The organism is Flavobacterium sp. GW823-FHT06G12 (genome assembly GCF_058794775.1).
In genome coordinates this window covers 516,464-540,985 of record NZ_JBXAHE010000004.1, presented here as the reverse complement: position 1 = coordinate 540,985, position 24,522 = coordinate 516,464, and the positions used below count along the sequence as shown (strand labels likewise).

The window sequence follows — 24,522 nt, the reverse complement described above, 5'->3', positions numbered from 1 at the left end:
ATAAAAATCTCACAATTTTATGAAAAAACTTAAACTAATTTTAATACTTATCGTAGGATTAAGTTTCGAAATTCAAGCGCAAGAATTAGATGTAAACCTTCAACTCAGACCACGTTTTGAATATAGAAACGGATACAAACAACCAATATCTTATGGTCAAGAAGGAACATCACAAATTTCACAGCGTTCTCGCTTAGGCATTAATTACAAACAAGACGATTTAATTGTAAAATTAACTTTTCAAAATACCAGAACATGGGGAGATGTCCCTCCGGCAACGGTTGCAGATAAAAATGGAGTGGCAGTTTTTGAGGCTTGGGCACAATATAATTTTACCGAGAAATGGAGTGCTAGAATGGGACGTCAGGTTCTTTCTTATGATAATCAGCGTATCTTGGGTGAAATGGATTGGGCACAACAAGGTCAAAGCCATGACGCACTTATTGTAACTTATCAAACTGAAAAACAAAAATTAGATTTTGGTGGGGCTTATAATTCAACAGCAGAAAATGTCGTTCAAACTCCTTATACAGTTGCAAATTATAAAGTTATGCAATATGCTTGGTATCATAATCAATTCAACGAAAATCTAGGCGCTAGCTTTTTATTATTGAATACAGGTTATGAATATGCTCCTAATCCTGCTCCTTCTACTAAGCTACTAGTAGATTACATGCAAACTTTCGGACCTTATTTAACTTATAAAAAAGGTAAAATCGATACCAGCTTTTGGCTGTATGGACAAACTGGAAAAAACACCGATCAACAAGTAAGTGCATGGAATGTCGCAGCTAATTTTGGATATAATATTACTAATGCCTTCAAAGTTGGTTTAGGTTACGAATTTTTATCAGGAAAAGATTCAAATGACGAAAGCACGGTAATCAAATCATTCAATCCGATTTTTGGAACTAATCACGGACTTAACGGTTACATGGATTATTTTTATGTTGGAAATCATCTGAAAAGTGTTGGTCTGCAAGATGCTTTTATCAAATTGAATTATAATGTCAATAAGTGGCAATTTGCTTTAATTCCGCATGTATTCTTATCTGCTGCTGATGTAGTTACACCAGTAAACGAAAAATTAGATTCGTATTTAGGAACTGAGGTTGACGCAACTTTTGGATATAATTTCAGAAAAAATATAACGGTAACCGGAGGTTATTCTCAAATGTTTGGCTCTAAAACAATGGAATTTGTTAAAGGCGGAGATACTAGCCATACCAATAACTGGGCTTGGTTAATGATTTCTGTTGATCCGAAAATTTTTAGCTGGAAAAAATAATTTTTCTTGAAAATTAACTTAAAAATTTTACCCTTTTCTCATTTCGAAAAAAGGGTATTTTTTTTGATCTAATAAAAACTCATTATATACTTTAATTATTTATATTTGAATCGATTATGAACCCCCAATTCTATCCTAATGAAACCATTTCTAAAATTGTCTTTGCTGACTTTTATTGTCACGCAAACAGGCATCGCTCAAAAGTACAACGACGCCTTAATTTCTAAAAACTCAGAAATAAATTTTGCAAAAACGCAAAAAAGAGGCATTAAGAAAAACAACATTATTTACTATGTTGAAAATGATTTACAAACAATATCTGCCTACAAAAGGAAGAAATTGAAATGGCAAACCAATGTTATTTCTGTTTGTGGAAAACCAAAAAAAGGTGACCCAGAAATTAGATATGTTGGTTACAACTCAAACAAACTGCTTATTGTTATCGGAAAACATAATTTTGCTGAAATAGACATTAACAGCGGTGAAACAAAATTTGTTGGTTAAGATTAAAGAAATCTAAATATATAAACTGCCCTTTTTCCATTTTGAGAAAGGGTATTTTTTTTGATTTACCAGAAATTTATTTCGCTCTTAAATCATTATATTTGAGTTAGAAATAATTTATTTTTCAAATGAAACTAATTGCTTGGAATTGCAACATGGCATTCAGAAAAAAAGCAGAATTCCTTCTCGCTCACAATCCTGACATTGCTGTAATTTCTGAGTGTGAAAGTCCTGAAAAACTCAAATTTCCAGATCACATAAAATTACCTTCGGATATTCTTTGGTACGGCGAAAATACTAATAAAGGAATTGGTATTTTTTCGTTTGGAGATTATAGATTTCAATTGTTAGAATGCCATAATCCAACTTTCAAAAACATCCTTCCAATTGCCGTAATAGGCGGAAAAATTGACTTTACTTTATTTGCTATTTGGGCCAATAATCCTGCAGATAAAGATGGCGCTTATGTTACTCAGATCTGGAAAGCGATTCATTTTTATGAAGATTTAATCAAAGAAACCAAAACCATTTTAATTGGAGATTTTAACAGCAATACTATTTGGGACAAACCACGTCGAGAAGGAAATCACACAACGGTTGTAAACAAATTAGCCGAAAAGAATATTTTCAGCACTTATCATAAATACTTCAATCAAATTCAAGGTAAAGAAAAACATCCAACTTGGTATTTGTATCGTCATGAAAACAAACCCTATCACCTTGATTATTGCTTTGCTTCAAATGATTTTATGGAAGTTTTAGAAAGCGTCGAAGTTGGAAGTTACAAAGATTGGACTTTGTATAGCGACCACAAACCTTTAATAATTAAATTCAATATATAAACCATGAACAACTGGACTCAACGTTGGGACGACCGTTATAAAAGCGAAGAATTTGCATACGGCGAAGAACCCAATAATTATTTAAAACAACAAATTGAAAAGCTTAATCCTAGTTCTATACTTTTCCCAGCTGAAGGCGAAGGAAGAAATGCAATTTTTGCAGCTAAATTAGGATGGAAAGTTTCGGCTTTCGATATAAGTGAAGAAGGAAGAAACAAAGCGCTTCGTTTAGCAGAAAACAATAATGTTTCACTTGATTATCAAGTTGGCGAATTGGAAACTTTAGATTTTAAGGAGGAACAATTTGATGCGATTGCTTTAATTTACGCCCATTTTCCAGCAGAAATTAAATCGGATATTCATAAACAGCTGAATGCATTATTAAAAAAAGGCGGTATTATTATTTTCGAAGCGTTCAGCAAAAAACATTTAGAATATGTTACCAAAAATGAAAAAGTAGGCGGACCAAAAGACATTGAATCTCTTTTTTCAATAGAAGAAATCAAAGCTGATTTCCCAAATTATGAAATCATCCAATTAGAAGAAAAAGAAATTGAACTCAACGAAGGTTTATTTCATAACGGAACTGGTTCTGTAATTCGATTTATTGGCAGAAAAAAATAAATCACACTCGACGTAGAGACGCAAAGAAAGCGTCTCTACAATAAGAAACCTTAGAATCTTAGAATCTTAAAAATACTTATGCTCCATAATTTCAGATCGCAGTTCTGAAATTCCTAAAATCCCAACACGCTTTCCTTCCGTTTTAATTAGAGATTCTTTTTTAAGACTTGATAGAATTCGAATTGCTTGTTCTTCTGTTGTTCCTGCAAAATCTGCAATTTCCTTTCGCGAAAGCTCAATATCAATCAAACCATTCTTTTGTCCGAACTTACGATGAATATAAAGCAACAAATCAATTACACGTTCGCGAACATTCATGTGTGCAATCTTGCGAATATTATTTTCACTTTTGTTTAATTCTTCAGCATAAAATAACATTAAAGCATATGTGAATTCTGGAATGTGCTGTAAAATTTCCATCATGGTTTCATTGCTGAAATTACACAAAACAGTATCTTCAAGAGCATAGGCGCCAATCAAATAGCGTTTACTTGTTCCAAATCCACGGAAACCAATAATATCTCCGTTTGTGGTTAAACGAACGATTTGTTCACGACCGTTAATTCCTGTTTTTACCGTTTTTGCTTTTCCTTTACATATAAAGTAAAGTCCTTGCAATGGTGCACCTTCGGTAATAAAACGATTAGATTTTTTACAGATTATATTCTGTTTTTTAGAAATATAAGCTGCCATCTGATGTAAATGCAAATGTTTCTTTATAAAACAATTCTCATTTGTACAGGAATAACATACTGCTTGCTCTTCTTTCATGAGTTCTAATTTTTAGCACATTCAAAACTAATTTGTTGTTCCTCATTTCTTTTTATCAAAAGTAAAAAAATAAATCAAAAATTAAGTATTAATACTTAAAAAATACTTATTTTTGTTTCAACTTAAGTAAGTGATTTATTTAAAACCGAGAAACGATGCAAAGTACTAAGATCAAAACTACCTGTTCCTACTGTGGCGTTGGCTGCGGTATAATCGTGACTAACGATGCTAAAAATGGTGTAATGGTCGAAGGCGATAAAAATCATCCTGTAAACAAAGGAATGCTGTGTTCTAAAGGAATGAATCTGCACTACGTAGTTAACGATACTTCTGACAGAATTTTATATCCAGAAATGCGAGGCAGTAAAAATTATCCGCTCGAACGCGTGAGTTGGGATACAGCTCTTGATCGCGCTGCTGCAGTTTTTACTTCTATTATAAAAAAACACGGACCCGACAGCGTTGGTTTTTATATTTCTGGACAATGTTTAACCGAAGAATATTACTTAGTCAATAAACTGGTAAAAGGTTATTTCAAAACCAATAACATCGATACCAATTCCAGACTTTGCATGAGTTCTGCAGTTGTGGGCTACAAAAAAACTTTCGGAGAAGATTCTGTACCCATTGCTTACGATGATATCGAATTGGCAGATACTTTTTTAATTACAGGAGCAAATCCTGCTTGGTGCCACCCTATTCTTTTCAGAAGATTGGAAAAACACAAAGAGAAAAATCCGAAAACTAAAATAATCTGCATAGATCCGAGACGAACAGATACTGCCGTATTCTCCGATTTACATTTGCAGATTATTCCGGGTTCAGATATTATTTTATATCATGCTATCGCTAGACGAATTATCGAGAAAGGTTATGTAGATCATGATTTTGTAAAAAATAATGCTGAAAATTTTAAACAATACAAAGACTTAGTTTTAGGAACTTCACTTGAAAAAGCCTCAAAACTTTGTGGAATTTCTGTAAACGACATCAAACTTGCCGCTGATCTTATTGGCAAAGCAAAAGGATTTATCTCGCTTTGGGCAATGGGATTAAATCAAAGTGCCGTTGGAGTTGATAAAAATACGGCTTTGCTAAATTTATCTTTATTAACAGGACAAATTGGAAAACCAGGTTCTGGACCATTTTCATTAACAGGTCAGCCCAATGCAATGGGCGGACGCGAAGTTGGTGGAATGGCAACACTTTTGGCAGCGCATAAAGACATTGCAAACCCTACACATCGCAAAGAAGTGGCAGATTTTTGGGGTGTTGATGAGATTTCGGATAAACCAGGTTTAACAGCGACAGAAATGTTTGAAGCTTTAGAATCAGGAAAAATGAAAGCGGTTTGGATTATCTGCACGAATCCGCTAGTGAGTTTACCCGATTCTAGAAGAGCCGAAAAAGCGCTTCAAAATGCTAAATTTGTAGTCGTTCAAGATATTTCACATAATGCAGATACAGCCAAATTTGCCGACTTATTATTGCCTGCTGCGGGTTGGTTAGAAAAAGAAGGAACAATGACCAATTCTGAACGTCGTATTTCCTATCTCCCAAAAGGAATCAATGCACCTGGAGAAGCACTTCCTGATATTGAAATCTTGATTCGTTTTGCTAAAAAAATGAATTTCAACGGATTCAATTTCAACAATGCCGAAGAAGTTTACAAAGAACATTGTGCGCTTACAAAAAATACTAATATTGATATTTCATTCTTAAATTATAATCGTTTAAAAACTGAAGGCACTTTTCAATGGCCAGTTCCAGATTATAATCATCCAGGAACTCCAAGATTGTTTACAGATAAAAAATTCTATACGCCATCTGGAAAAGCAATTTTTAATCTGCCTGTTTCTATCGAAAATACATCAGTTCAGCCAAATGATGAATTCCCTTTTATTTTAACAACAGGAAGAATTCGAGATCAATGGCATACGATGACAAAAACTGGAAAAGTATCTAGATTACTAACACATATTCCAAGTCCTGTTTTAGAAATAAATCCTATTGATGCTTTTAAAAACAATATTAAAAATGGTGATATTGTCGTAGTTTCAAGTAAAAATGGAGAAGTTCGCGTAAAAGCGAAAGTCACCGATACAATCAAAGAAAAAGTTCTTTTTCTGCCGATGCACTGGGGAAAACAACTCGAAAATGATTTAAACAGAACCAACAATTTAACGAATACGGTTGTTGATCCAATTTCAAAAGAACCTGACTTTAAGTTCACAACGGTTTCGATTAAAAAATACGTAAAACCATTTCAGAAAATTGCGATTGTTGGTGCTGGAGCGGCTTCTTTCCGATTCATTCAAAACTATCGTGAATTCAATTCAACCGATGAAATTATTGTTTTTTCGAATGAAGTAAATCCGTTTTACAATCGTGTTTTGTTGCCTGAATACATGACGGGAGAATTCACTTGGGAACAGCTTTTAAAAGTTAAAGATGGTGAAACTTTCAATAAACTAAAAATCACCATGAAAGCAGGAGTTTCTATTGATAAAATAGATCCAAAACAAAAAACAATTATAGATAGTCAAGGCGAAATTCACACTTTCGATTCGTTGATTATGGCAACTGGAAGCCGTCCTTTCGTTCCCGAAAATGCACAGCTTCATCTTCCTGGACGTTTTACCGTTAGACGAAAAGAAGATGCTGATCGTTTGAAAAAACATTTAGATAGTACCAATCTTCCACCAGAAGAACAGCACGTTGTCATTATCGGCGGCGGATTATTAGGATTAGAATTGGCAGCGGCTTTAAAGCATAAAAAAGTAAAAACAACGATTATTCAGCGTGCTTCGCGTTTGATGGAGCGTCAGTTAGACCGAATTTCAAGTAAATTATTGGCTGAAGAAGTACAACTTAGAGACATTCAGATTTATTTTGATAATGAAGTCAGCACTGTTTTTGAAACTGATAATCCAAACGAAATCGAAATTGCTTTAAAAAGCGGAAAAATCATTACTGCAAATGCAATTGTATATACAATTGGAACAATTCCGAATATTGAAATTGCACGCGAAAGCGGATTAGCTTGCGGACGTGGCGTGAAAGTAAATCAGTATTTACAAACTTCAAATCCAGATATTTTTGCCATTGGAGAAATAGCAGAATTCGAAAACAAACTTTTCGGAATCACTTCTGCTGCCGAAGAACAAGCTAATATTCTTGCAAATTTCCTTGCTGGTGATATTAGCAGTTATTACAAAGGTTCGATTTTAATGAATATTTTAAAATTAGAAGACATCAACCTTTGCAGTATTGGCGATTTAACAATTCCTGAAAATGACGATTCGTACGAAGAAATTGTTTTTACCGATTTAAAGAAACGCTATTACAAAAAATGCATCGTAAAAGATGATCTTTTGGTTGGAGCCATTTTAATGGGAGATAAAAATGAGTTTGCCGAATTCAAAACGATGATTGAAAGCAAAATCGAATTATCAGACAAACGAAATACGCTTTTGAGAGGAAGCTCAAATGCAAAACCAGTTTTAGGAAAATTGGTTTGTTCATGCAGTCAAGTTGGTGCTGGAAACATTGAAGAAACCATTAAAAGCGGCGTGAACGATTTCACCGAATTATGCAAAAATACGGGCGCAGGTTTAGGATGCGGAAGTTGTAAAACAGAGGTTAAGGAGATATTGGCAAAATGTAAATAGTTTTCAGCTTATGTTGCTTGTTGTATTACTTTAAATATAAATTTTAACGCAAAGAGCGCAAAGTTTTTTCGCAAAGTATATTTAGTTTATCCTTAACTAAGGAGGCAAAATTCGCAAAGCTTTGAAAAAAAATCAAAGTATTGCTTTGCGAACTTTTTTCGATAGAAAACAATTTTACGCACAGCATATAAACCTTAAAAAACTTTGCGCTCTTTGCGTTTAAATCAACACAATCCGCAGCTTAAAACCTGAAACCAAACAAAAACAAAAATGGAACTAACAAGATTAATAGTAAAAGGAGGCGTTATTTCGCCAGGAGAATTACAGGAAGTTGTAAATATCGCTTTGGAAGAAGGTTTGGATTCGATTTCGTTTGGCTCTAGACAAGATATTATTTTTCCGAAAGGATTTAAATCTTTGGACAAAACCACTTTAGGAAAACATCATTTTGTTTATCCAGATCAAAAAAGCGGTAACAATATTGTTTCTTCTTATGTTTCGACTGATATTTTTAGAAACACCAATTGGCTTACCGGAAATAGGTTTTTATATATTTTAGAAGAATTTAAAGAACAGCCAAAACTTAAAGTCAACATAACCGATCCGAAACAGCAATTGGTTCCTTTGTTTACAGGACATTTAAATTTTATTGCGTCAGAACACGAAGATTATTGGTATTTATATGTTCGTCTTCCAAAATGGGAAAAAATGGAAATCTATCCAGTTTTACTTTACAGCTGGGATTTGGCCAAGATTTATTACGAAATTGAGAAAATCTCCGAAGAAGAATTTATTGATATAGAAATGCTTTTCGCTTTAGTGAGCGAAGCTTTAGATACCAACAATAGAACAATCGACAAACCGTTGAATATTCCATTTTATCCGTTTCCGTATTACGAAGGAATGAACAGAATGGGAATTGATCAATATTGGTTAGGATTATATTGGAGAAATAATTTATACGATTTGGATTTCTTGAAAGAAATGTGCGATTTATGTTTTGAATGCAAAATCGGGAAAATCTGCATCACTCCTTGGAAATCTTTCATTATAAAAGGAATTCCGAAAGATCGAAAACTAGAATGGGAAAAATTCTTAGGGAAACGCGGTATCAACGTTCGTCATTCTTTATTGGAATTAAATTGGCATTTGCCTGTAGCAACAGAATGGGCTTTGAATCTAAAAACTTTCTTAGTTCGAACATTAGATCAATTCGATATCAGTACTTATGGATTGAATTTCGGAATTTCAGAATACAATCGTGATGGGCATTATTTCACTTCGATTATTATCGAAAAAAACGAACTTCCAACAGCTTTAGAATCCATCAAAATCAGGGATACCTATAATGTTTTGTTTGCAAAGAATTTTGACCCAAATACACGAGAATATATTGTGCATTCTCAAGATATAGATAAACTGGAACTTCCGACAATTTTAATTGAGTTAAGCCGAAAATACTTTGAAGAACTTGGAAATTCGACCTCAGAAACAACTGAAAAACTGCAGAAAAAAGAAAAACCGCAATTAGATATCTATCAATGTCAGGAATGTTTAACACTTTATAATTCTGAATACGGAGACGAAACTCAAGGAATTCCTAAAGGCCTTTTATTTGAAAATTTGCCAGAAACCTATTGCTGTTCTCTTTGCGAAGCGCCAAAAAGTAATTTTAAAATCCTAGAAGTAATTGAAAATTAATGAGTTCTAAAAAAGCATCGCGTTTTGTATTCAAAAATTGCGTATATTTAGCTTAACAAAGAATTTCGGTTAAAGCATTATACTTCAAAAGCTTTAGAGCCACTTGGTTAAGATCTATTTACTCAATAAAAAATACAATTATGATAAAAAGAAATCCATCGATTTCTGCTGAAAAAACCACAGATGCTCCAGCAGAAACAGCTGTAGAAACCACTACAGAAGTACAACCAGAAACTAAGACAACGATTAAAAGAACAACAAGAACTGCAACAAAAGCACCTGCGGCAAAAACGACTACCTCAAGAACTACAGCTGCAAAAGCACCGGCTGCTACTGTAAAACCGGCAGCTAAAACACCAGTAAGAGCGGCTTCTAAAACTACGCCAAGAGCCACGGTAAAAAAAGTAGCTGCAACTCCTGCAAAAAAAGAACCTATCGTTTCTGAAATTGTAGAAATTAAAACCAATGATGTTTCAGAAAGCAAACCTGTTGTCACTGTAGAAAAAATTGGCAAAGAAAAAAACGATATTAAATCAAAGCTTAAAGCAAAACTAAAAGCCAAAAAGGAAAAGGATAAGAAAAGAGAAAAAGCAATTAAAGCAGTTATCAAAAAATTAGAAAAAGCTAAAAAAGAGAAACTAAAAGCTGCTGCGAAGAAAAAAGAAAAAGCAAAAAAAGCAAAAGATAAAGCTAAAGCTAAAAAAGTTGCGGCAAAGAAAGCTGTCGCTCAGAAAAAGGCTAAGGCAAAAACTAAAAAGAAAAAATAGTATTCTGAGAAAGGTTTGACTTTTAAAAGTTAAGCCTTTTTTTTCTTTTTAAAAATACAGTTTTGTCATTTCTCCTTCCTCGAAATGACAATATTGTGTGAATTCTCGAGAAACCTAACCTCCAATCGCAATCATACTGCGATTATCAAAATGAAGTGTTGGATCATTTATTTCATTAACGGTTGACATTCCTGCTCTAACTTTCTTTTTGTTTTGAATGGATTCTGAAATTAACTCAGTAATCGATTCTCCATTTCTAAAAGCAGTCAGTAAATCGGTTTCTGAATTTGAGAAAAGGCAGTTTTTTATTTTTCCGTCAGCCGTCAAGCGGATGCGATTGCAGCTGTCACAAAACGGATTTGTTATGGAACTAATAATTCCGAAATCACCTTGAAAGTTTTTTATTTTATAATTTCTTGAAGTGAAGTTTTTTTCGTCTTCTAATTTTTGAATTTCTTTTGATGAAAATTGAGTTTCTACTAAAGATAAAATTTCTTGCTGCGAAACCATTTTGCTCCTGTCCCACTCGTTTCCAGCAAACGGCATAAATTCGATAAATCGAACAGAAATTGGCAGAAATTGAGTCAGTTTTACAAAATCTACAATTTCAGTATCATTAAAACCTTTTATCAAAACCACATTTACTTTTACCTGAAAATCGTTATTCAAAAGCAAATGCAGATTATCAATTACTTTCTCAAACTGATTTCTAAGCGTTATAGAATGAAATTTTGAAGAAATTAAGGTATCTAAACTCAAGTTGATTTTCTTAATATTAAATCGCTTTAAAACTTCAATATGGCGGTCAATTAAAATTCCGTTTGTGGTAATCGAAAGTGAAATTTCTAATTCTGATAATTTAGACACAATTTCAGGAAAATCTTTTCTTAGCAAAGGTTCACCGCCTGTTAATCGTATTTTGTCAACACCATTTTTCACGAAAGTCTGGGCAATGGCAAAAATCTCATCTGCCGTCATTAAACTGGCTTTTGGAGATAAAGCGATTCCATCCGCAGGCATGCAATACCTACAACGCAAGTTGCATTTTTCCAGCAGTGAAATACGCAAATAATTATGCTTGCGCCCAAAACTATCAGTCAAAATAGTGTTAGAGGCTGTCATGATTTTTTCCTTTTAAAATATGAAAGACATGCATTACATGCGGAAAAACAGCATCCATCGATTCTCTTACTCCGTTTGTTGATCCCGGCAAAGCCAAAACCAAAGTTTTGCCTAAAGTTCCTGCAACGCTTCTTGAAAGCATTGCATAAGGCATTCTCTGCTGTCCATAATTTCGGATTGCTTCTTCAATTCCTGGAATTCTGCTTTCTAAAATTGGTTCTAAAGCTTCAGGCGTAACATCTCTCGGAGATAATCCAGTTCCGCCTGTAAAAATAACCAGCTGATTTTCTTTAGCGAAAGCTTTTGTTTTTTCCTGAATAATAGCTAATTCATCTGGAATAATCTCGTAATGAGAAGTTTCAACTCCGTACGAATCTAATTTTTCTACTATTGTTTTTCCAGATCTGTCTTCTTTATCACCTGCAAAAATCGAATCGGAACAAACGAAAACTGCGGCTTTAATTACATTCGGGAATTTATTTTTAAAAGACGATTTTCCGCCTTCTTTATTGATTAATTTGATGGTTGAAATTTCGATTTCTTTGTCAATTGGCTTTAACATATCATACATTGTAAGCGCTACAATCGATGCGCCATGCATGGCTTCAACCTCAACTCCTGTTTTGTAAACAGTTTTTACTTTGAAAATAATATGAATATCTAAACCTTCGATATTGTATTCTACAGCAGTATATTCAATTGGAAGCGGATGACAATCTGGAATAGACAAATGCGTATTTTTAACCGCAAACAATCCTGCAGTTTTTGCCATTTCGAACACGTTTCCTTTTGGCACTAAATTATTGACAATAGCATCAATTGTTTCTTGTTTGCTTACTTTTACAATTGCGGTTGCTGTTGCGACTCTTAAAGTGCTTATTTTATGCGTAATATCTACCATTATAATTTCTTACGTATTTTGTTTCCAAGTGAATGTATCATTTTCAAACATTTCTTTACCAAAAATCGGCACATCGGTTTTTATCCAGTTTACAATTGCTTCTGTGGCTTCATAAACCTGTTTGCGACGCGTTGCCGAAACAAAAACGAACAAACAGATTTCGCCTGCTTTTACAACGCCCAAACTGTGGTAAATGTGCATGCAAGTTAAATCGAATTTGGCAAAGGCCTTTTCGCGAATGGCATACAAAGCTTCATTTGCCATGTCTTTATAGGCCGAATAATCGATTGCTACGACTGTGTTATCATGAATAACATCGGCACGAACTTGTCCCAGAAAAATATTATGCGCTCCAATCGTATGTTTTGATTGATGTTTAGCGATTGATTCTGCAATAAATTCAGGAGCAATTGGTCCTTCTACAAATACATTTTTACTCATTGTTTTATGTTTTTTTTGCCACAGATTATATGGATTAAAATGATTTTTCTTTTGCCACGAATTACACGAATTTTCACGAATTAAAACTCAATATTGTCATTTCGACGAAAGGAGAAATCTTCGCAAGGAACTCCTCACAGTAATTCGCCAATCTTTGTCGAGCTACTCGCGAAGATTTCTCCTTCGTCGAAATGACAAACTAGACGAACATTTTAAAACCTATGACTATATTTTTATTTCTTGTAATAACTGCTTCATTGCTAAAGCGCCTCCAGCAATGCTTTTTATATTTTTAAATTGATATTTTTGAAGCAATTCGGCCGCAATTTTACTTCTAATTCCAGATTGGCAAAAAACGTAAATAGTTTGATTTGAATTCAATTTTTTAATTTCATTTTCTAAATGCAGCAACGGAATTTGAATACTATTTTTCAATTTGATTTTTGGCGCTTCATCTTCATTTCGAACATCTAGAAAAAGAACCTCATCGTTTTCTATTTCATTCAAAAGAAGTTCGAATTTTATTTCTTCAATCTGATTTTCAGATGAATTGTATTTCTGTTCGAAATCTTCTTTGGTCATTTCTAATTTTGAATTCTTTTCGAAATCATATTTCTGCTGTTCGTTATTTAAAATAGTATAAACCAATATTTTTCCGCTTAAAACTTCTCCAACTCCAAGAATCATTTTTAGAACTTCATTGGCCTGAAACATTCCGATAATTCCAACGGAAACTCCAATTACGCCAGCATCTTCACAATTTGCCGCATTCGAATTTTCATCAGGATACAAACATCTGTAAGTTGGTCCGTTTTGATAATTGAAAACTGAAACTTGTCCTTGGAATCTAAAAATAGATCCGTAAACCATTGGTTTATTGCTCACTAGACAGGCATCATTAATTAAGTATTTTATCGAAATATTGTCTGTTGCATCAACAATGATATCGTATTTTTCGAACAATGAAATTGCATTTTTTCCAGATAATTTTTCTTCAAAAACATTCACTTTCACTTCCGGATTCAGTTCTGAAAGCATTGCTTTTGCTTCTATAACTTTTCTTTTTCCAACCGCCGAAGTTTTATAAATTACTTGTCTATGAAGATTGGAAACTTCAATAAGATCATCATCTACAATCCCAATTTTGCCGATTCCTGCAGCAGCTAGATAAGGCAGAATTGAAGCAGCCAAACCTCCAGCACCAATTACCAAAACTTTAGATTTCAGTAATTTGTACTGACCAATATCTTCAATTTCAGGAAGTATAATTTGTCTCTTATATCGTTCCGTTTCGCTCATAAAATTATTTTTAACCTCCGGCAAATGGCGGCAATAAAGCCACAATATCGCTGGTTTTCAATGTATAATCTACTTCTTTTGAAACTATTTTTTGATTTATTGCAACGCTAAAAGTTAGTGATTCGAACTCGTATTTTTGGCTTAAATTCTGCAAAAGTCTCTGCAATGATAATTCTTCTGAAAAAGATAATTTTTCAAATTCACATTTTGTTTTCTCAGCAACAGCTCCAAAATATTTAACCTCGATCATTTTTATAAATTTAAATTTTGAAAAATGAATTCATCATCAAAATGTTCCTGAAAATATTCTGTCAGTTTTGATGTGTTTTTCACCACTTCACCAATCACGATAATCGCAGGTGATGAAATATTCTTTTCGGATACCAATTTAGTAATTGTACTTATAGTTCCGATTGCTTTTTGTTCTGAATTTTTTGTTCCGTTTTGAATAATTGCGACTGGAAGGTCATCATTTCTATTCTCTTGATAAATCGAAATAATCTCATTTAATTTATGCATGCCCATCAAAATAACAACAGTCGCAGCCGATTTTGATGCTAAATGAACATCTTTTGATAATTCGTGATTTGAAGTTGTTCCCGTTATAACCCAAAAGCTTTCAGCAATTTTACGTTGTGTCAAACTGATTCCTGCTGTTGCTGGAACGCCTAAAGCAGACGAAATTCCTGGAACGACAGCGGTTTCTAAGCCAAATTTTACCGCATAATCAATTTCTTCGCTTCCTCTTCCAAAAATAAAAGAATCTCCTCCTTTTAAACGAACCACATGTCCGTGAAGATTTGCCATTGAAACTATCAAATCGTTAATTTGATCTTGCGTGTAGGCGTGACAGCCTAAACGTTTACCGACAAAAACAATTTCTGCATTTGATGCATATTCTAGCAATTCTTCGTTTACAAGAGCATCATACAGAACTACATCGGCGCTTTCTAAAGCTTTAATTGCTTTTAATGTAATCAATTCAACATCGCCTGGACCTGCGCCTACAATCGTCAATTTTGGTGTTTTTGAATTTCGCATAGTCTTTTAAGTTAAATTGATATTTAGATCATTCAATTCGTCAGCCGAATTAATATTGGTTAAATGAAAGTTTTCACTTTCTTCTATATTAATGATTTGATGAGGCAATTTTGCCAACAAATCCATCATTTTTAATTCATTCGAATCAATTGCTTCTTTAATGGCTGCAACAATATTTTTGGAATAAATTCCAATTAAGGGATGCGTTTTACTTTCAGATGCAAAAACTGTTATCTCAGCTTCTTTTGTATGTTTTGAAATTAATTCTTGCAATAACTCTGTTGAAATTAATGGAATATCACAACTTAAAATCAGATTAAATTTGGTTTCCGAATGTGACAATGCTGTGTAAATTCCACCCAAAGGCCCTTTGTCTGCAATTAAATCGGGAATTTTTTCATACCCCAAATAATCGTATTCTTTTGATGATGTAATCAATTTAATTCGATCTGTAATAGGCAAAATCGCCTGAATAATGTGCTCGATAAATGGCTTACCTTGAAACAAAACCAATCCTTTTTCTGACTGCATTCTGGTGCTTTTTCCTCCGCAAAGAATAAATACTGATATTTTCATGGTTTCTTTCTTTTTCAGGTTTCAAGCTGTATGCTTTTATTTATGCAACGCTTTTCAATATTGGAAATAGAATTACTGTTCCCTTTCTATTTGTTTCTTTCTTCTATCTTTCTACAAAATTTAATCAATTGGCAGAATCGTTACCGATGAACCTTTTTTTATGTTTTCAACATCATGCGGAACGATTACTAACCCATTCGCTATAGCGAAAGTATTTAGCATTGCAGAACTTTGTCCTTCTAGAATTTCAACGCTGCTTTCATTATATAATGCTTTTAAGAAAAGTGTTTTTCCTGTAGTATTAGTAATCTGATTCTGTAACTTACGGACAATTTTTGGCAAATGCGTATTAGAAAATCCCATTTTGTTTTTAACCGCAGGATATACGTAGATATAAAAATTAGTTAATGACGATGCTGGATTTCCTGGTAAAGCAAATACTAAAGTATCTTTTTTAGCGCCAAAAAACATAGGTTTTCCAGGTTTCTGATTGATTTTATAAAAAAGTTCTTGTACTCCATTTTCCAATAATGCTTCTTTTACAAAGTCATAATCGCCAACCGAAATTCCGCCAGAAATTAATACAATATCATTCTTTTTAAGGATGGACTGTAATGCTTTTTTAGTCGCTTTTAGATTGTCTTTAACGGTATGAACTTTAACTTTATTAATTCCGATTGTCTGAAGTGCAGCTTGCAACATTACTGAATTGCTTTCGTAAATTTTTCCTTTTGGAAGTTTTTTTCCTGGTTTTATCAATTCATTTCCAGTAATCAAAATGGCGATTTTAGGCTTTTTATAAACCGTTATTTCTGTAATTCCCAAACAAGCTAAAAAACCAATTGCTGCAGGAGTAATCAATGTATTGGCATCAAAAACAACATCTTCAGCATTAATCTGTTCGCCTTTATTTCTTACGTTGGCAAAAGCTTCTGGTTTTTTGGCTATCAAAATCGAATCTTCATTAGCCATAACATGCTCTTGCATTACAACAGTATCTGCATTTTTAGGAACATAAGCTCCTGTAAAAATACGTACTGCTTCATTTTCTTTTAGTTTTATATTGTTATGATCTCCCGCTTTAGAAGTTCCAACCACATCAAATTGATGCCTAATAGAATGTGTAAAAGCATAACCGTCCATTGCTGATTGGCGAAACGGTGGCATTGAAATAGGCGAATAAACTGTTTCTGCCAAAATATATCCTAACGCTTTACTCACCGAAATTTTCTGCGTTGATAAAACCGAACTATTTGCCGCAACAATTTCTAAGGCTTCTTTTACTTCTATCATTTTCTTTTTAATTATAAAACTAAGTAAAAATACTTATTACAAATATAAGTATTTATCATTAGGTTGGTTTAAAAAATTCTATTTTCTTTTAATACCTATAAAATTACTTTAATTTATTCAAAATCAACTTTAAATTCTTATTTAGATTTTACAAAATTAAAACTAGAGATTGCTCTACAGAGCTTTTTTACTTCATTTGAAATTCAAAAAAACTACTTTAGAGGGAATTTAAGAATAAAAAACAAGAGTAAATTACTACAATTTTACATGGTTTTTAAATTATTCTTTAACAATTATCTCAAACTCAATTATCTTATCAAGTCCTTTAAAATAAGGCATTCACAAAAGATAAGGATATTCCACAAGGCTTGTAGCAGCATATTTTTCAAAAAAAATGCATCAAATTTTTGGTTTTTATTATATAAAATTTAACTTTGTCTATAGGATTAGTAGAGTTTAAAATAGTATTTCAAACCTTAAAAACTATTATTGTGAAAACAACAGAAAGCATATCGCGTTACATTCTTCGTAAAAACTACACTTATAGCACTATTTGTTATATGTGTATCTGTTGTTAATAATCTACATATTTTGTTTGCCTTTAGATTTCATATCGAAGCAAATCTTTTAAAACACCACCAAAAATATTTACTGAATTTAACCAAAGGTCTCTTTCGATGCAATTATTTGTATTGGAGCAGATTCTTGAAACTATATCTATTATTCAATAAATTAAATAACTAACAATTAAAAAAAACTAAAATGAAAACAATGCAAAGCTGTTGCTGTAAATAAAAAAAGCCATTTCTGCGGCAACAGAAATGGCGAGGCTTAAAGAAACATTTATCACTAAATCAAGAACACTTTTAGAGTGCTGTATAAACAGTGCTCAGGGCGTCTTGTTAATTACTTAAAACCAGTACAAAGAAATGAAAAAAAAATTAAACCTATATATACTCTTGCAGTTGCTCTTTATAACGGCAGGAATACAAGCCCAAAATACCACGCCTCTAATTCAATCTAAACTTGACGGAACTGTTGTAGATGCTATTACAAATCAGCCTATTATAGGGGCCTCTGTCAATATTAAAGGAACAACTCACGGAGTTGTAACAGATACTGAAGGAAAATTTTACTTTCAAACGGGACAAAAATTTCCTTATACTTTGATCGTAAGCTACATTGGATATAAAAAACTAGAAGTCACTGTTGAAAAAAACCCTGTTATTATTAGTCTTAGAGAAGAACGCCAAGAATTAGACGAATTGGTAGTTGTTGGTTATGGAACTCAAAAAAGAAAAGACATTACAGGTTCTGTCGCTTCGGTTCCAAAAGCCAATTTATCTCAGGTAACTTCTTCGGCAGATAACCTATTAAGAGGCGCTGTAGCGGGGGTTGTAGTCACACAAAGTTCTGGCCGTCCTGGAGCATCATCGAGTGTTCGCATTCGCGGAGGAAACTCGATTACTGCTGGTAACGAACCGCTTTATGTTGTTGACGGAATTTTAATTTACAATGATAACAGTAACAGTTCGGCAGGAGTAACTTATGCTGGTGCCAGCGTAAATGTTCTTTCGACAATTAATCCTGCTGATATAGAATCTATTGAAGTTTTGAAAGATGCTTCTGCAACTGCAATTTACGGTTCTCGTGGTGCAAATGGAGTTGTCATTATTACGACTAAAAAAGGAACAAAAGGTCAAGATAATATTTCATATCAAGGTTATTTCGGATTCCAAAATATTTCAAAGAAACTGAAATTGATGAATGCCAGTGAATGGGCAAGTTTAAGAAACGATGTTCAGGCAAGTATTGGTCAAGCGCCTTCTTTTTCTCCAGAGCAAATCGAAGCTTTAAAAACTTCTGGAAATTACGATTGGCAGTCTGCGGCTTTTGTTACTGCAGCGCCTGTTCAAAACCATAACTTATCTTTTTCTGGCGGAGACGAAAAATCGAGATATGCAATTTCTGCAGGATATTTTGATCAAGACGGTATTGTTTTAGGTTCTGATTTTAAACGTATTTCGCTTCGTGCCAATTATGAAAGAAACTATTCTCAGAAATTTAAATTTGGAGTAAATGCCAATTATACCAATTCAATTGCAAATGGTGTTGGTACAAATGGAGGCGCGGCGGCGGGAAGAAATCCGAACCCGCTTGTTAGTGTGCTCTTAACAGCTCCTGTTGTACCTATTAAAAATGCAGACGGAAGCTATAATGTAACCAACAATCCTTATGCAACTTCTGTAAATGGTTATGTTCCGAATCCGATTAACGATTTGGATAATACAATTAACGAAACCAAATTAAACCGAATTCTAACCAGTTTATTTGGCGAATACAAATTCAATAAAGAATTAACTGCAAAAGTGGCTGTAAGCGGTGATGTTTTAAATACAAAACAAAATTATTATGCGCCATCAAACACAACAACAGGAGCGGGAACAAAAGGTTTAGCTTCTATTGGAGAAAGATCAGTAGGTTCTGTTTTAAACGAGAATACATTAAATTATAATACTCATTTTGGCGAGAATCATAAGTTTTCTGCTTTGGGAGGTTATACGCTTCAATATACAAAAGGCGAAGTTGTGAATGCTGGTGCTCAAACTTTTGTTAATGATGCCAATACTTACAATGCTATTCAAGACGGTGTACCAGTAAAACCATACAGCGATGCTTATGAAAGTGTATTAAAATCATGGTTAGCAAGAGTAAATTATTCATATAAAGGAAAATACAACTTTACGCTTTCAGGTCGTGCGGATGGTTCTTCTAGATTTGGTTCAGAATCGCTTTGGGGTTACTTTCCTTCTGCGGGATTTTCATGGAATATTACTGATGAAGAATTTGCCAACAACATTAAAGGCGTAACCGAGGCCAAACTGAGAATTACAGCAGGAACAACAGGAAACCAAGAAATTGGAAATTATCTTCCGCTTGCTTCAATGGGATCTGTAAATTACTCTTTTGGAGGAACTTTATACACTGGTCTTGCTCCCACTCGATTGGCAAATCCAGATCTAAAATGGGAAAAAACAAACCAATATAATGTTGGATTGGATTTATCATTATTGGACCGAAAAATCAATTTTGTTTTTGATGTGTATTACAAAAAAACAAAAGATTTATTAATTAACGTTCCTGTGCCTTTGAGTTCAGGTTACGCGACTGTGCTTCAAAATATTGGAGGAGTTGAAAATAAAGGTTTTGAAGTTGGTTTAACTACCGAAAATATCAAAACAGAAAATTTCGCTTGGAATTCAAACATTGTATTTTCTCTCAACCGAAATAAAGTTACTGAGATTGGAAATGGTGTAAACGAATTTTTTCCAGTAGTTCCAAATGGTTCTTTATTACAGCAGCAGCCAGTTATTGTAAAAGTAGGTTTGCCTTTGGGAAGTTTCTGGGGATACAAAACCAACGGAATTTTCCAGACCCAGGAAGAAGTTAATACCCAACCAAAAATCAACAGTTTAGCAAATACAAAAGTTGGAGATAGAAAATATGTTGATACAAACGGAGATGGCGTAATTACAGCTCTTGACAAAGGAAATCTAGGAACTTCTCAGCCAAAATTTGTTGGAAGTTTCAGCAACACCGTTTCATACAATGATTTTGATTTGAATTTCTCTTTTCAAGGAGCATACGGAGGAAAAATCTTTAATGCTTTAAATCAGCAATTAGAAATTTCTACGCTTGGGACTAATGCAGCAGCGACTTTAAATGATCGTTGGACACCAACCAATCCGAGTAATGAAATTCCGAGAGCTTCTAGTTCTCCACTTGGAATTGTTTCTGAACGATACGTAGAAGATGCTTCTTTCTTACGATTAAAATTAATCACTTTAGGATACACTTTACCAAAAAGCGTTTCTAAAAAATTGGGAACAAAAAGCGTAAAAATCTACGTCTCAGCAGAAAACTTAATTACATGGACAAAATACACTGGCTATGATCCAGAGGTAAGTTCATACGAACAAAACAACTTATATCCGGGAATTGACTTTGGTTCTTATCCGAACTCTAAAACATTCATCTCGGGCTTGAACGTAACTTTCTAAGTAAAAAAATATCAAAATGAAAAAGATTATTATAACATTCCTTTTAAGTGCCGGCCTATTGGCATCGTGCGCTGATCTAGAGGTAACACCTACCTCTTTTGTAACCGAAGACAATTATTTTGTCACTCAAGATGATGCCGTTGCAAGTGTAACTGCTGTTTACGCTTCTTTAAGCCTTGATCCAGGTGAGCAAAGTTTGTTTGGAAGAAACCTTTATTTCTTGATTGATATGGGATCTGATTATGCAGCTGCAGGAGTTTCTGCAACAAATCCGCAGGTTAGAGCAATGAGCAGTTTAACGCATGATGCAACTAATGACCGTGTTCAGGTAGCTTGGAGACAAATTTATAACGGAATCAATAGAGCCAATGTTTCTATTGACAATATTTCGAAAGTTTCTGGTTCTGAAGTAATCAAAACTAGATTAATTAATGAAGCTAAATTTATTAGAGGACTATTATATTTTCAGGCAGTTCGTCTTTGGGGAGGCGTTCCGATTGTTTTACACGAATCTACTTCTATCAATTTGGGAGATTTAAAAACTAATCGTTCAACAGTTGACGAAGTTTACAATCAAATCATTAAAGATTTGACTGATGCCGAAGCTTTACCCAAAACCTATACTGCAGCAGATGCTGGGCGTGCTACTTCTGGTGCTGCAAAAGCAATTTTAGCCAAAGTGTATCTAACTAGAAAAGACTGGCCAAATGCTATTGCAAAATCTAGAGAAGTTATTAATGGAGGTTACGGATATGCTTTGTTTGAAGATTTTCAAGACATTTTCACTAAAACAAAAAAGAACGGAAAAGAACATATTTTCTCGGTTCAATTTGAACCAAATCAGGCAGGAAATGGTTCTAGCGGAAGCACTTTTCAGGCAACTTCTTTTACTGGATTCACCGCAACAGAACCAGCAGATATTATCTCAGACGTTGCTTTGTTTTATGATATTTATGCACCTGGTGATAAAAGAAGAGATGTGAGTTATGCCAAACAATTGCTTAATCCGTCAACGGGAACACTTTATACTTTTCCGAAACCAATCTTCAAAAAATACTTGGATTTGTCTAATCTGGCAACACCATCAAACGTAGCGATCAACTTTCCTGTTATTCGTTATGCGGATATCCTTTTGTCTTTAGCGGAAGCGATAAATGAACAAGGTGGACCAACAGCAGAAGCTTACGAATTAATTAATCAAGTGCGTAGAAGAGCTTTTGGAAAAGATATTACAACTCCAGATGCAACTCTTGATTTGTCTGGATTAAACCAAACTTCTTTTAGAGCAGCAATCCAAGAAGAGCGCAAAAAAGAATTTGTTCAAGAAGGACAGCGTTGGTACGATTTGGTCAGATGGGGAACATTGGTTACCGAAGTGAAAAAAGTAACGGCTAAAAACTCAGTTTCAGAAAGAAATAATCTTTATCCGATTCCGCAAAGCGAAAGAAACATCAACCCTGATGGATTACCTCAAAACCCTGGATATTAATTAAAACCATATAACTAGAAAACTATAAAAAAATGAAAAATTTTAAAAATAGCATTACATTCAAAAGTCCGAAAAAAGGGCTTTTGGTTACAGCTTTCCTTATTGCACAATTAGGAGTAGCACAGGAAAAAACAGAATTTAAAGGTGTAATCGGTAAAACTTTAGCTGATTCTAAAGAATATTGGCCAGAACCTGTAACGGCTCCAAAAGGCGCTCCGAATATTGTTTGGATTCTTTTGGATGATGTTGGATTTGGAGCTTCAAGCACTTTTGGAGGTTTAATCAACACGCCTACTTTTGATAATCTTGCTAATAACGGACTTCGTTATACTAACTTTCACACAACAGCGATTTGTGCTCCTACCCGTGCCGCCTTATTGACAGGAAGAAATTCAGGAAGAGTTCACGTAAGCGGATTTTCTCACACTATTTTATCTGCCGGTTTCCCAGGTTGGGACGGAAGAATTCCTTCTGACAAAGGAACTATTGCAGAGATTTTACGTGATAACGGATACAACACTTTTGCAGTCGGAAAATACGGCGTTACACCAGACGAAGATGCTACAGATGCAGGTCCGTTTGACAGATGGCCAACAGGAAAAGGTTTCGATCATTTCTACGGATTCTTAGGTTCACAAACCGATCAATACAATCCTGATTTGGTGGAAGATCAAACTCATATTAAACCCGATGGACGCCACTTAAATGAATTGATCACAGATAAAGCTATCAGTTATATTCAGAAACAGCAAAAAGCTGCACCAGGAAAACCATTCTTCTTGTACTATGCGCCAGGAGCAGTTCATGCACCTCATCAAGTAGCTGAAAAATGGGTTGAACCGTACAAAGGAAAATTTGATGAAGGTTGGGATGTTTACCGTGAAAAAGTATTGGCAAACCAAAAGAAATTGGGAATATTTCCTCAAAATGCAGGACTGCCAGATCGTAACGCTTTAATTACAGAATGGAAAAAATTAACTCCAGACCAAAAGAAAGTGTATGCAAGATTCATGGAAGTTTACGCTGGATTCCTGACGTATACTGATTATGAAATTGGACGAGTTGTGGATTATTTAAAACAAAGCGGACAATTGGATAATACTTTAATTTTTGTTGCTATTGGTGATAACGGCGCTAGCAAAGAAGGAACGCTACAAGGAACAATCAATCAGAGTTTGTTTGCTCAAGGAAAAACAGATGAAGAGAATTTCCAAAGCAATTTAAACAATATTGGAGAAATCGGAACAGCAAAAGGATTAAATACGAATTATCCTTTAGGATGGGCTCAGGCTACCAATGCTCCTTTCAAGAACTGGAAACAGGATGCACATTCAGAAGGAGGAACTCGTAACCCGTTGATTGTATTTTATCCAAACGGAATTAAAGATAAAGGCGGTATCAGAAATCAATACAGCCACGTAACCGATTTGCTTCCAACTACATTGGCTATTGCAGGAATAAAAGCTCCAGAATATATCAAAGGAATTAAACAAGATATTATTCAAGGTTCTTCATTCCAAGCTTCTTTAGATAATCCGAAAGCAGAATCATTACACAAAGTTCAATATTACTACATCTTCGGAAACAGAGCCATTTACAAAGACGGATGGAAAGCTTCTGCTGCACATTTACCAGATTCCTTTGCAGTAAAAAAATCTTTGGGAAGCAACGAAAAACCTGCTCCAAGCAATTTTAATACAGATGTTTGGGAATTGTATAACCTAAACGAAGACTTTAACGAACGTAATAATCTGGCAAAAAAATATCCTGAAAAACTGGCTGAACTTCAAAAGTTATTTGACGAACAAGCAAAAGAAAACAATGTGTACCCATTGATTGATTGGCAGGACGTTTACAACAGAAGAATCCACAACACAGGAGCTGATAAAGGAAAAACAGTTTCTGACTTAATCAAACAGGCTACTAAACCTGGAGGAACCAATAACTAAATTACACAACCTGCAAGGTTTTTCAAACCTTGTAGGTTTAAATTAAAAGCTAAAAAAAAATACCTACAAGGTTTTAAAAACCTTGCAGGAAATAAAAAGAGTAATTATGAAACGAGTAGATTATGAAATTATAGGAAAAAAGATTGTCGTGGGGATAATCTTGTTTTTAGTTCCACTAGCAA

At 34.1% G+C, this 24,522-nt stretch carries 19 protein-coding genes; 10 read left to right on the top strand and 9 right to left on the bottom strand.

Annotated features, from left to right (window positions below; all coding sequences use genetic code 11):
• Window positions 1-19: 19 nt before the first annotated feature.
• The 4 genes from AC1Q5Z_RS17925 to AC1Q5Z_RS17910 all read left to right on the top strand — a co-directional run bounded on the left by AC1Q5Z_RS17925 (window position 20) and on the right by AC1Q5Z_RS17910 (window position 3,258).
• Complete coding sequence (locus tag AC1Q5Z_RS17925) at window positions 20-1,288, top strand: alginate export family protein (protein WP_492446225.1); 1,269 nt, start codon at window positions 20-22, stop codon at window positions 1,286-1,288.
• A 138-nt stretch (window positions 1,289-1,426) separates the two neighbouring features.
• Window positions 1,427-1,792, top strand: a complete 366-nt coding sequence (locus AC1Q5Z_RS17920; protein WP_198856360.1) for a hypothetical protein — start codon at window positions 1,427-1,429, stop codon at window positions 1,790-1,792.
• A gap of 128 nt (window positions 1,793-1,920) precedes the next feature.
• A complete protein-coding gene (locus tag AC1Q5Z_RS17915) occupies window positions 1,921-2,634 on the top strand; it encodes an exonuclease/endonuclease/phosphatase family protein (RefSeq protein ID WP_492446222.1) in 714 nt (237 codons plus the stop codon).
• Between the two features lie 3 nt (window positions 2,635-2,637).
• Window positions 2,638-3,258, top strand: coding sequence for a class I SAM-dependent methyltransferase (locus AC1Q5Z_RS17910; protein ID WP_492446220.1), 621 nt, complete (start codon window positions 2,638-2,640; stop codon window positions 3,256-3,258).
• Between the two features lie 66 nt (window positions 3,259-3,324).
• On the opposite strand, the gene AC1Q5Z_RS17905 is transcribed toward AC1Q5Z_RS17910, so the two are convergent.
• Entirely contained in the window at window positions 3,325-4,029 is a 705-nt protein-coding gene (locus AC1Q5Z_RS17905) for a Crp/Fnr family transcriptional regulator (protein WP_343588050.1), read from the bottom strand.
• Window positions 4,030-4,184: 155 nt separating this feature from the next.
• Between AC1Q5Z_RS17905 and AC1Q5Z_RS17900 the strand changes: the two genes are divergently transcribed.
• The 3 genes from AC1Q5Z_RS17900 to AC1Q5Z_RS17890 all read left to right on the top strand — a co-directional run bounded on the left by AC1Q5Z_RS17900 (window position 4,185) and on the right by AC1Q5Z_RS17890 (window position 10,168).
• Window positions 4,185-7,700, top strand: a complete 3,516-nt coding sequence (locus AC1Q5Z_RS17900) for a molybdopterin-dependent oxidoreductase (RefSeq protein WP_492446218.1) — start codon at window positions 4,185-4,187, stop codon at window positions 7,698-7,700.
• 270 nt (window positions 7,701-7,970) lie between these two features.
• Entirely contained in the window at window positions 7,971-9,401 is a 1,431-nt protein-coding gene (locus tag AC1Q5Z_RS17895) for a rubredoxin (protein ID WP_198856365.1), read from the top strand.
• Window positions 9,402-9,541: 140 nt separating this feature from the next.
• Window positions 9,542-10,168: a hypothetical protein gene (locus AC1Q5Z_RS17890; protein ID WP_492446216.1), complete on the top strand. Its 627-nt coding sequence runs from the start codon at window positions 9,542-9,544 to the stop codon at window positions 10,166-10,168.
• Between the two features lie 114 nt (window positions 10,169-10,282).
• Here the strand turns inward: AC1Q5Z_RS17890 and moaA are convergent, their stop codons facing one another.
• From moaA to AC1Q5Z_RS17850, 8 genes are all read right to left on the bottom strand, one after another.
• Entirely contained in the window at window positions 10,283-11,290 is a 1,008-nt protein-coding gene (moaA, locus tag AC1Q5Z_RS17885) for a GTP 3',8-cyclase MoaA (RefSeq protein WP_492446214.1), read from the bottom strand.
• Window positions 11,277-12,191, bottom strand: coding sequence for a bifunctional molybdenum cofactor biosynthesis protein MoaC/MoaB (gene moaCB, locus AC1Q5Z_RS17880; protein WP_492446212.1), 915 nt, complete (start codon window positions 12,189-12,191; stop codon window positions 11,277-11,279). The genes moaA and moaCB overlap by 14 nt, the downstream gene beginning before the upstream one ends.
• A gap of 9 nt (window positions 12,192-12,200) precedes the next feature.
• On the bottom strand, window positions 12,201-12,632 hold the full coding sequence (locus tag AC1Q5Z_RS17875; protein WP_263521595.1) for a molybdenum cofactor biosynthesis protein MoaE: 432 nt from the start codon (window positions 12,630-12,632) through the stop codon (window positions 12,201-12,203).
• 225 nt (window positions 12,633-12,857) lie between these two features.
• Window positions 12,858-13,931 carry a ThiF family adenylyltransferase gene (locus AC1Q5Z_RS17870; protein ID WP_492446210.1) on the bottom strand — a complete coding sequence of 358 codons (1,074 nt, stop codon included), beginning with the start codon at window positions 13,929-13,931 and terminating at the stop codon, window positions 12,858-12,860.
• 10 nt (window positions 13,932-13,941) lie between these two features.
• Window positions 13,942-14,181: a MoaD/ThiS family protein gene (locus AC1Q5Z_RS17865; RefSeq protein ID WP_343588071.1), complete on the bottom strand. Its 240-nt coding sequence runs from the start codon at window positions 14,179-14,181 to the stop codon at window positions 13,942-13,944.
• Between the two features lie 2 nt (window positions 14,182-14,183).
• Complete coding sequence (gene cobA, locus AC1Q5Z_RS17860) at window positions 14,184-14,972, bottom strand: uroporphyrinogen-III C-methyltransferase (protein WP_198856372.1); 789 nt, start codon at window positions 14,970-14,972, stop codon at window positions 14,184-14,186.
• A 6-nt stretch (window positions 14,973-14,978) separates the two neighbouring features.
• Entirely contained in the window at window positions 14,979-15,548 is a 570-nt protein-coding gene (locus AC1Q5Z_RS17855) for a molybdenum cofactor guanylyltransferase (protein WP_343588073.1), read from the bottom strand.
• Window positions 15,549-15,668: 120 nt separating this feature from the next.
• Complete coding sequence (locus AC1Q5Z_RS17850) at window positions 15,669-16,841, bottom strand: molybdopterin molybdotransferase MoeA (protein ID WP_343588075.1); 1,173 nt, start codon at window positions 16,839-16,841, stop codon at window positions 15,669-15,671.
• 929 nt (window positions 16,842-17,770) lie between these two features.
• Here AC1Q5Z_RS17850 and AC1Q5Z_RS17845 point away from each other — a divergent pair.
• Genes AC1Q5Z_RS17845 through AC1Q5Z_RS17835 form a run of 3 tightly spaced genes read left to right on the top strand, consistent with a single transcriptional unit; the run spans window position 17,771 to window position 24,340 of the window.
• Window positions 17,771-20,902: a SusC/RagA family TonB-linked outer membrane protein gene (locus AC1Q5Z_RS17845; RefSeq protein ID WP_198856375.1), complete on the top strand. Its 3,132-nt coding sequence runs from the start codon at window positions 17,771-17,773 to the stop codon at window positions 20,900-20,902.
• Window positions 20,903-20,918: 16 nt separating this feature from the next.
• Window positions 20,919-22,391, top strand: a complete 1,473-nt coding sequence (locus tag AC1Q5Z_RS17840) for a RagB/SusD family nutrient uptake outer membrane protein (protein ID WP_492446206.1) — start codon at window positions 20,919-20,921, stop codon at window positions 22,389-22,391.
• A 32-nt stretch (window positions 22,392-22,423) separates the two neighbouring features.
• Window positions 22,424-24,340 carry a sulfatase family protein gene (locus AC1Q5Z_RS17835; protein ID WP_492446204.1) on the top strand — a complete coding sequence of 639 codons (1,917 nt, stop codon included), beginning with the start codon at window positions 22,424-22,426 and terminating at the stop codon, window positions 24,338-24,340.
• Window positions 24,341-24,522: the final 182 nt, after the last annotated feature.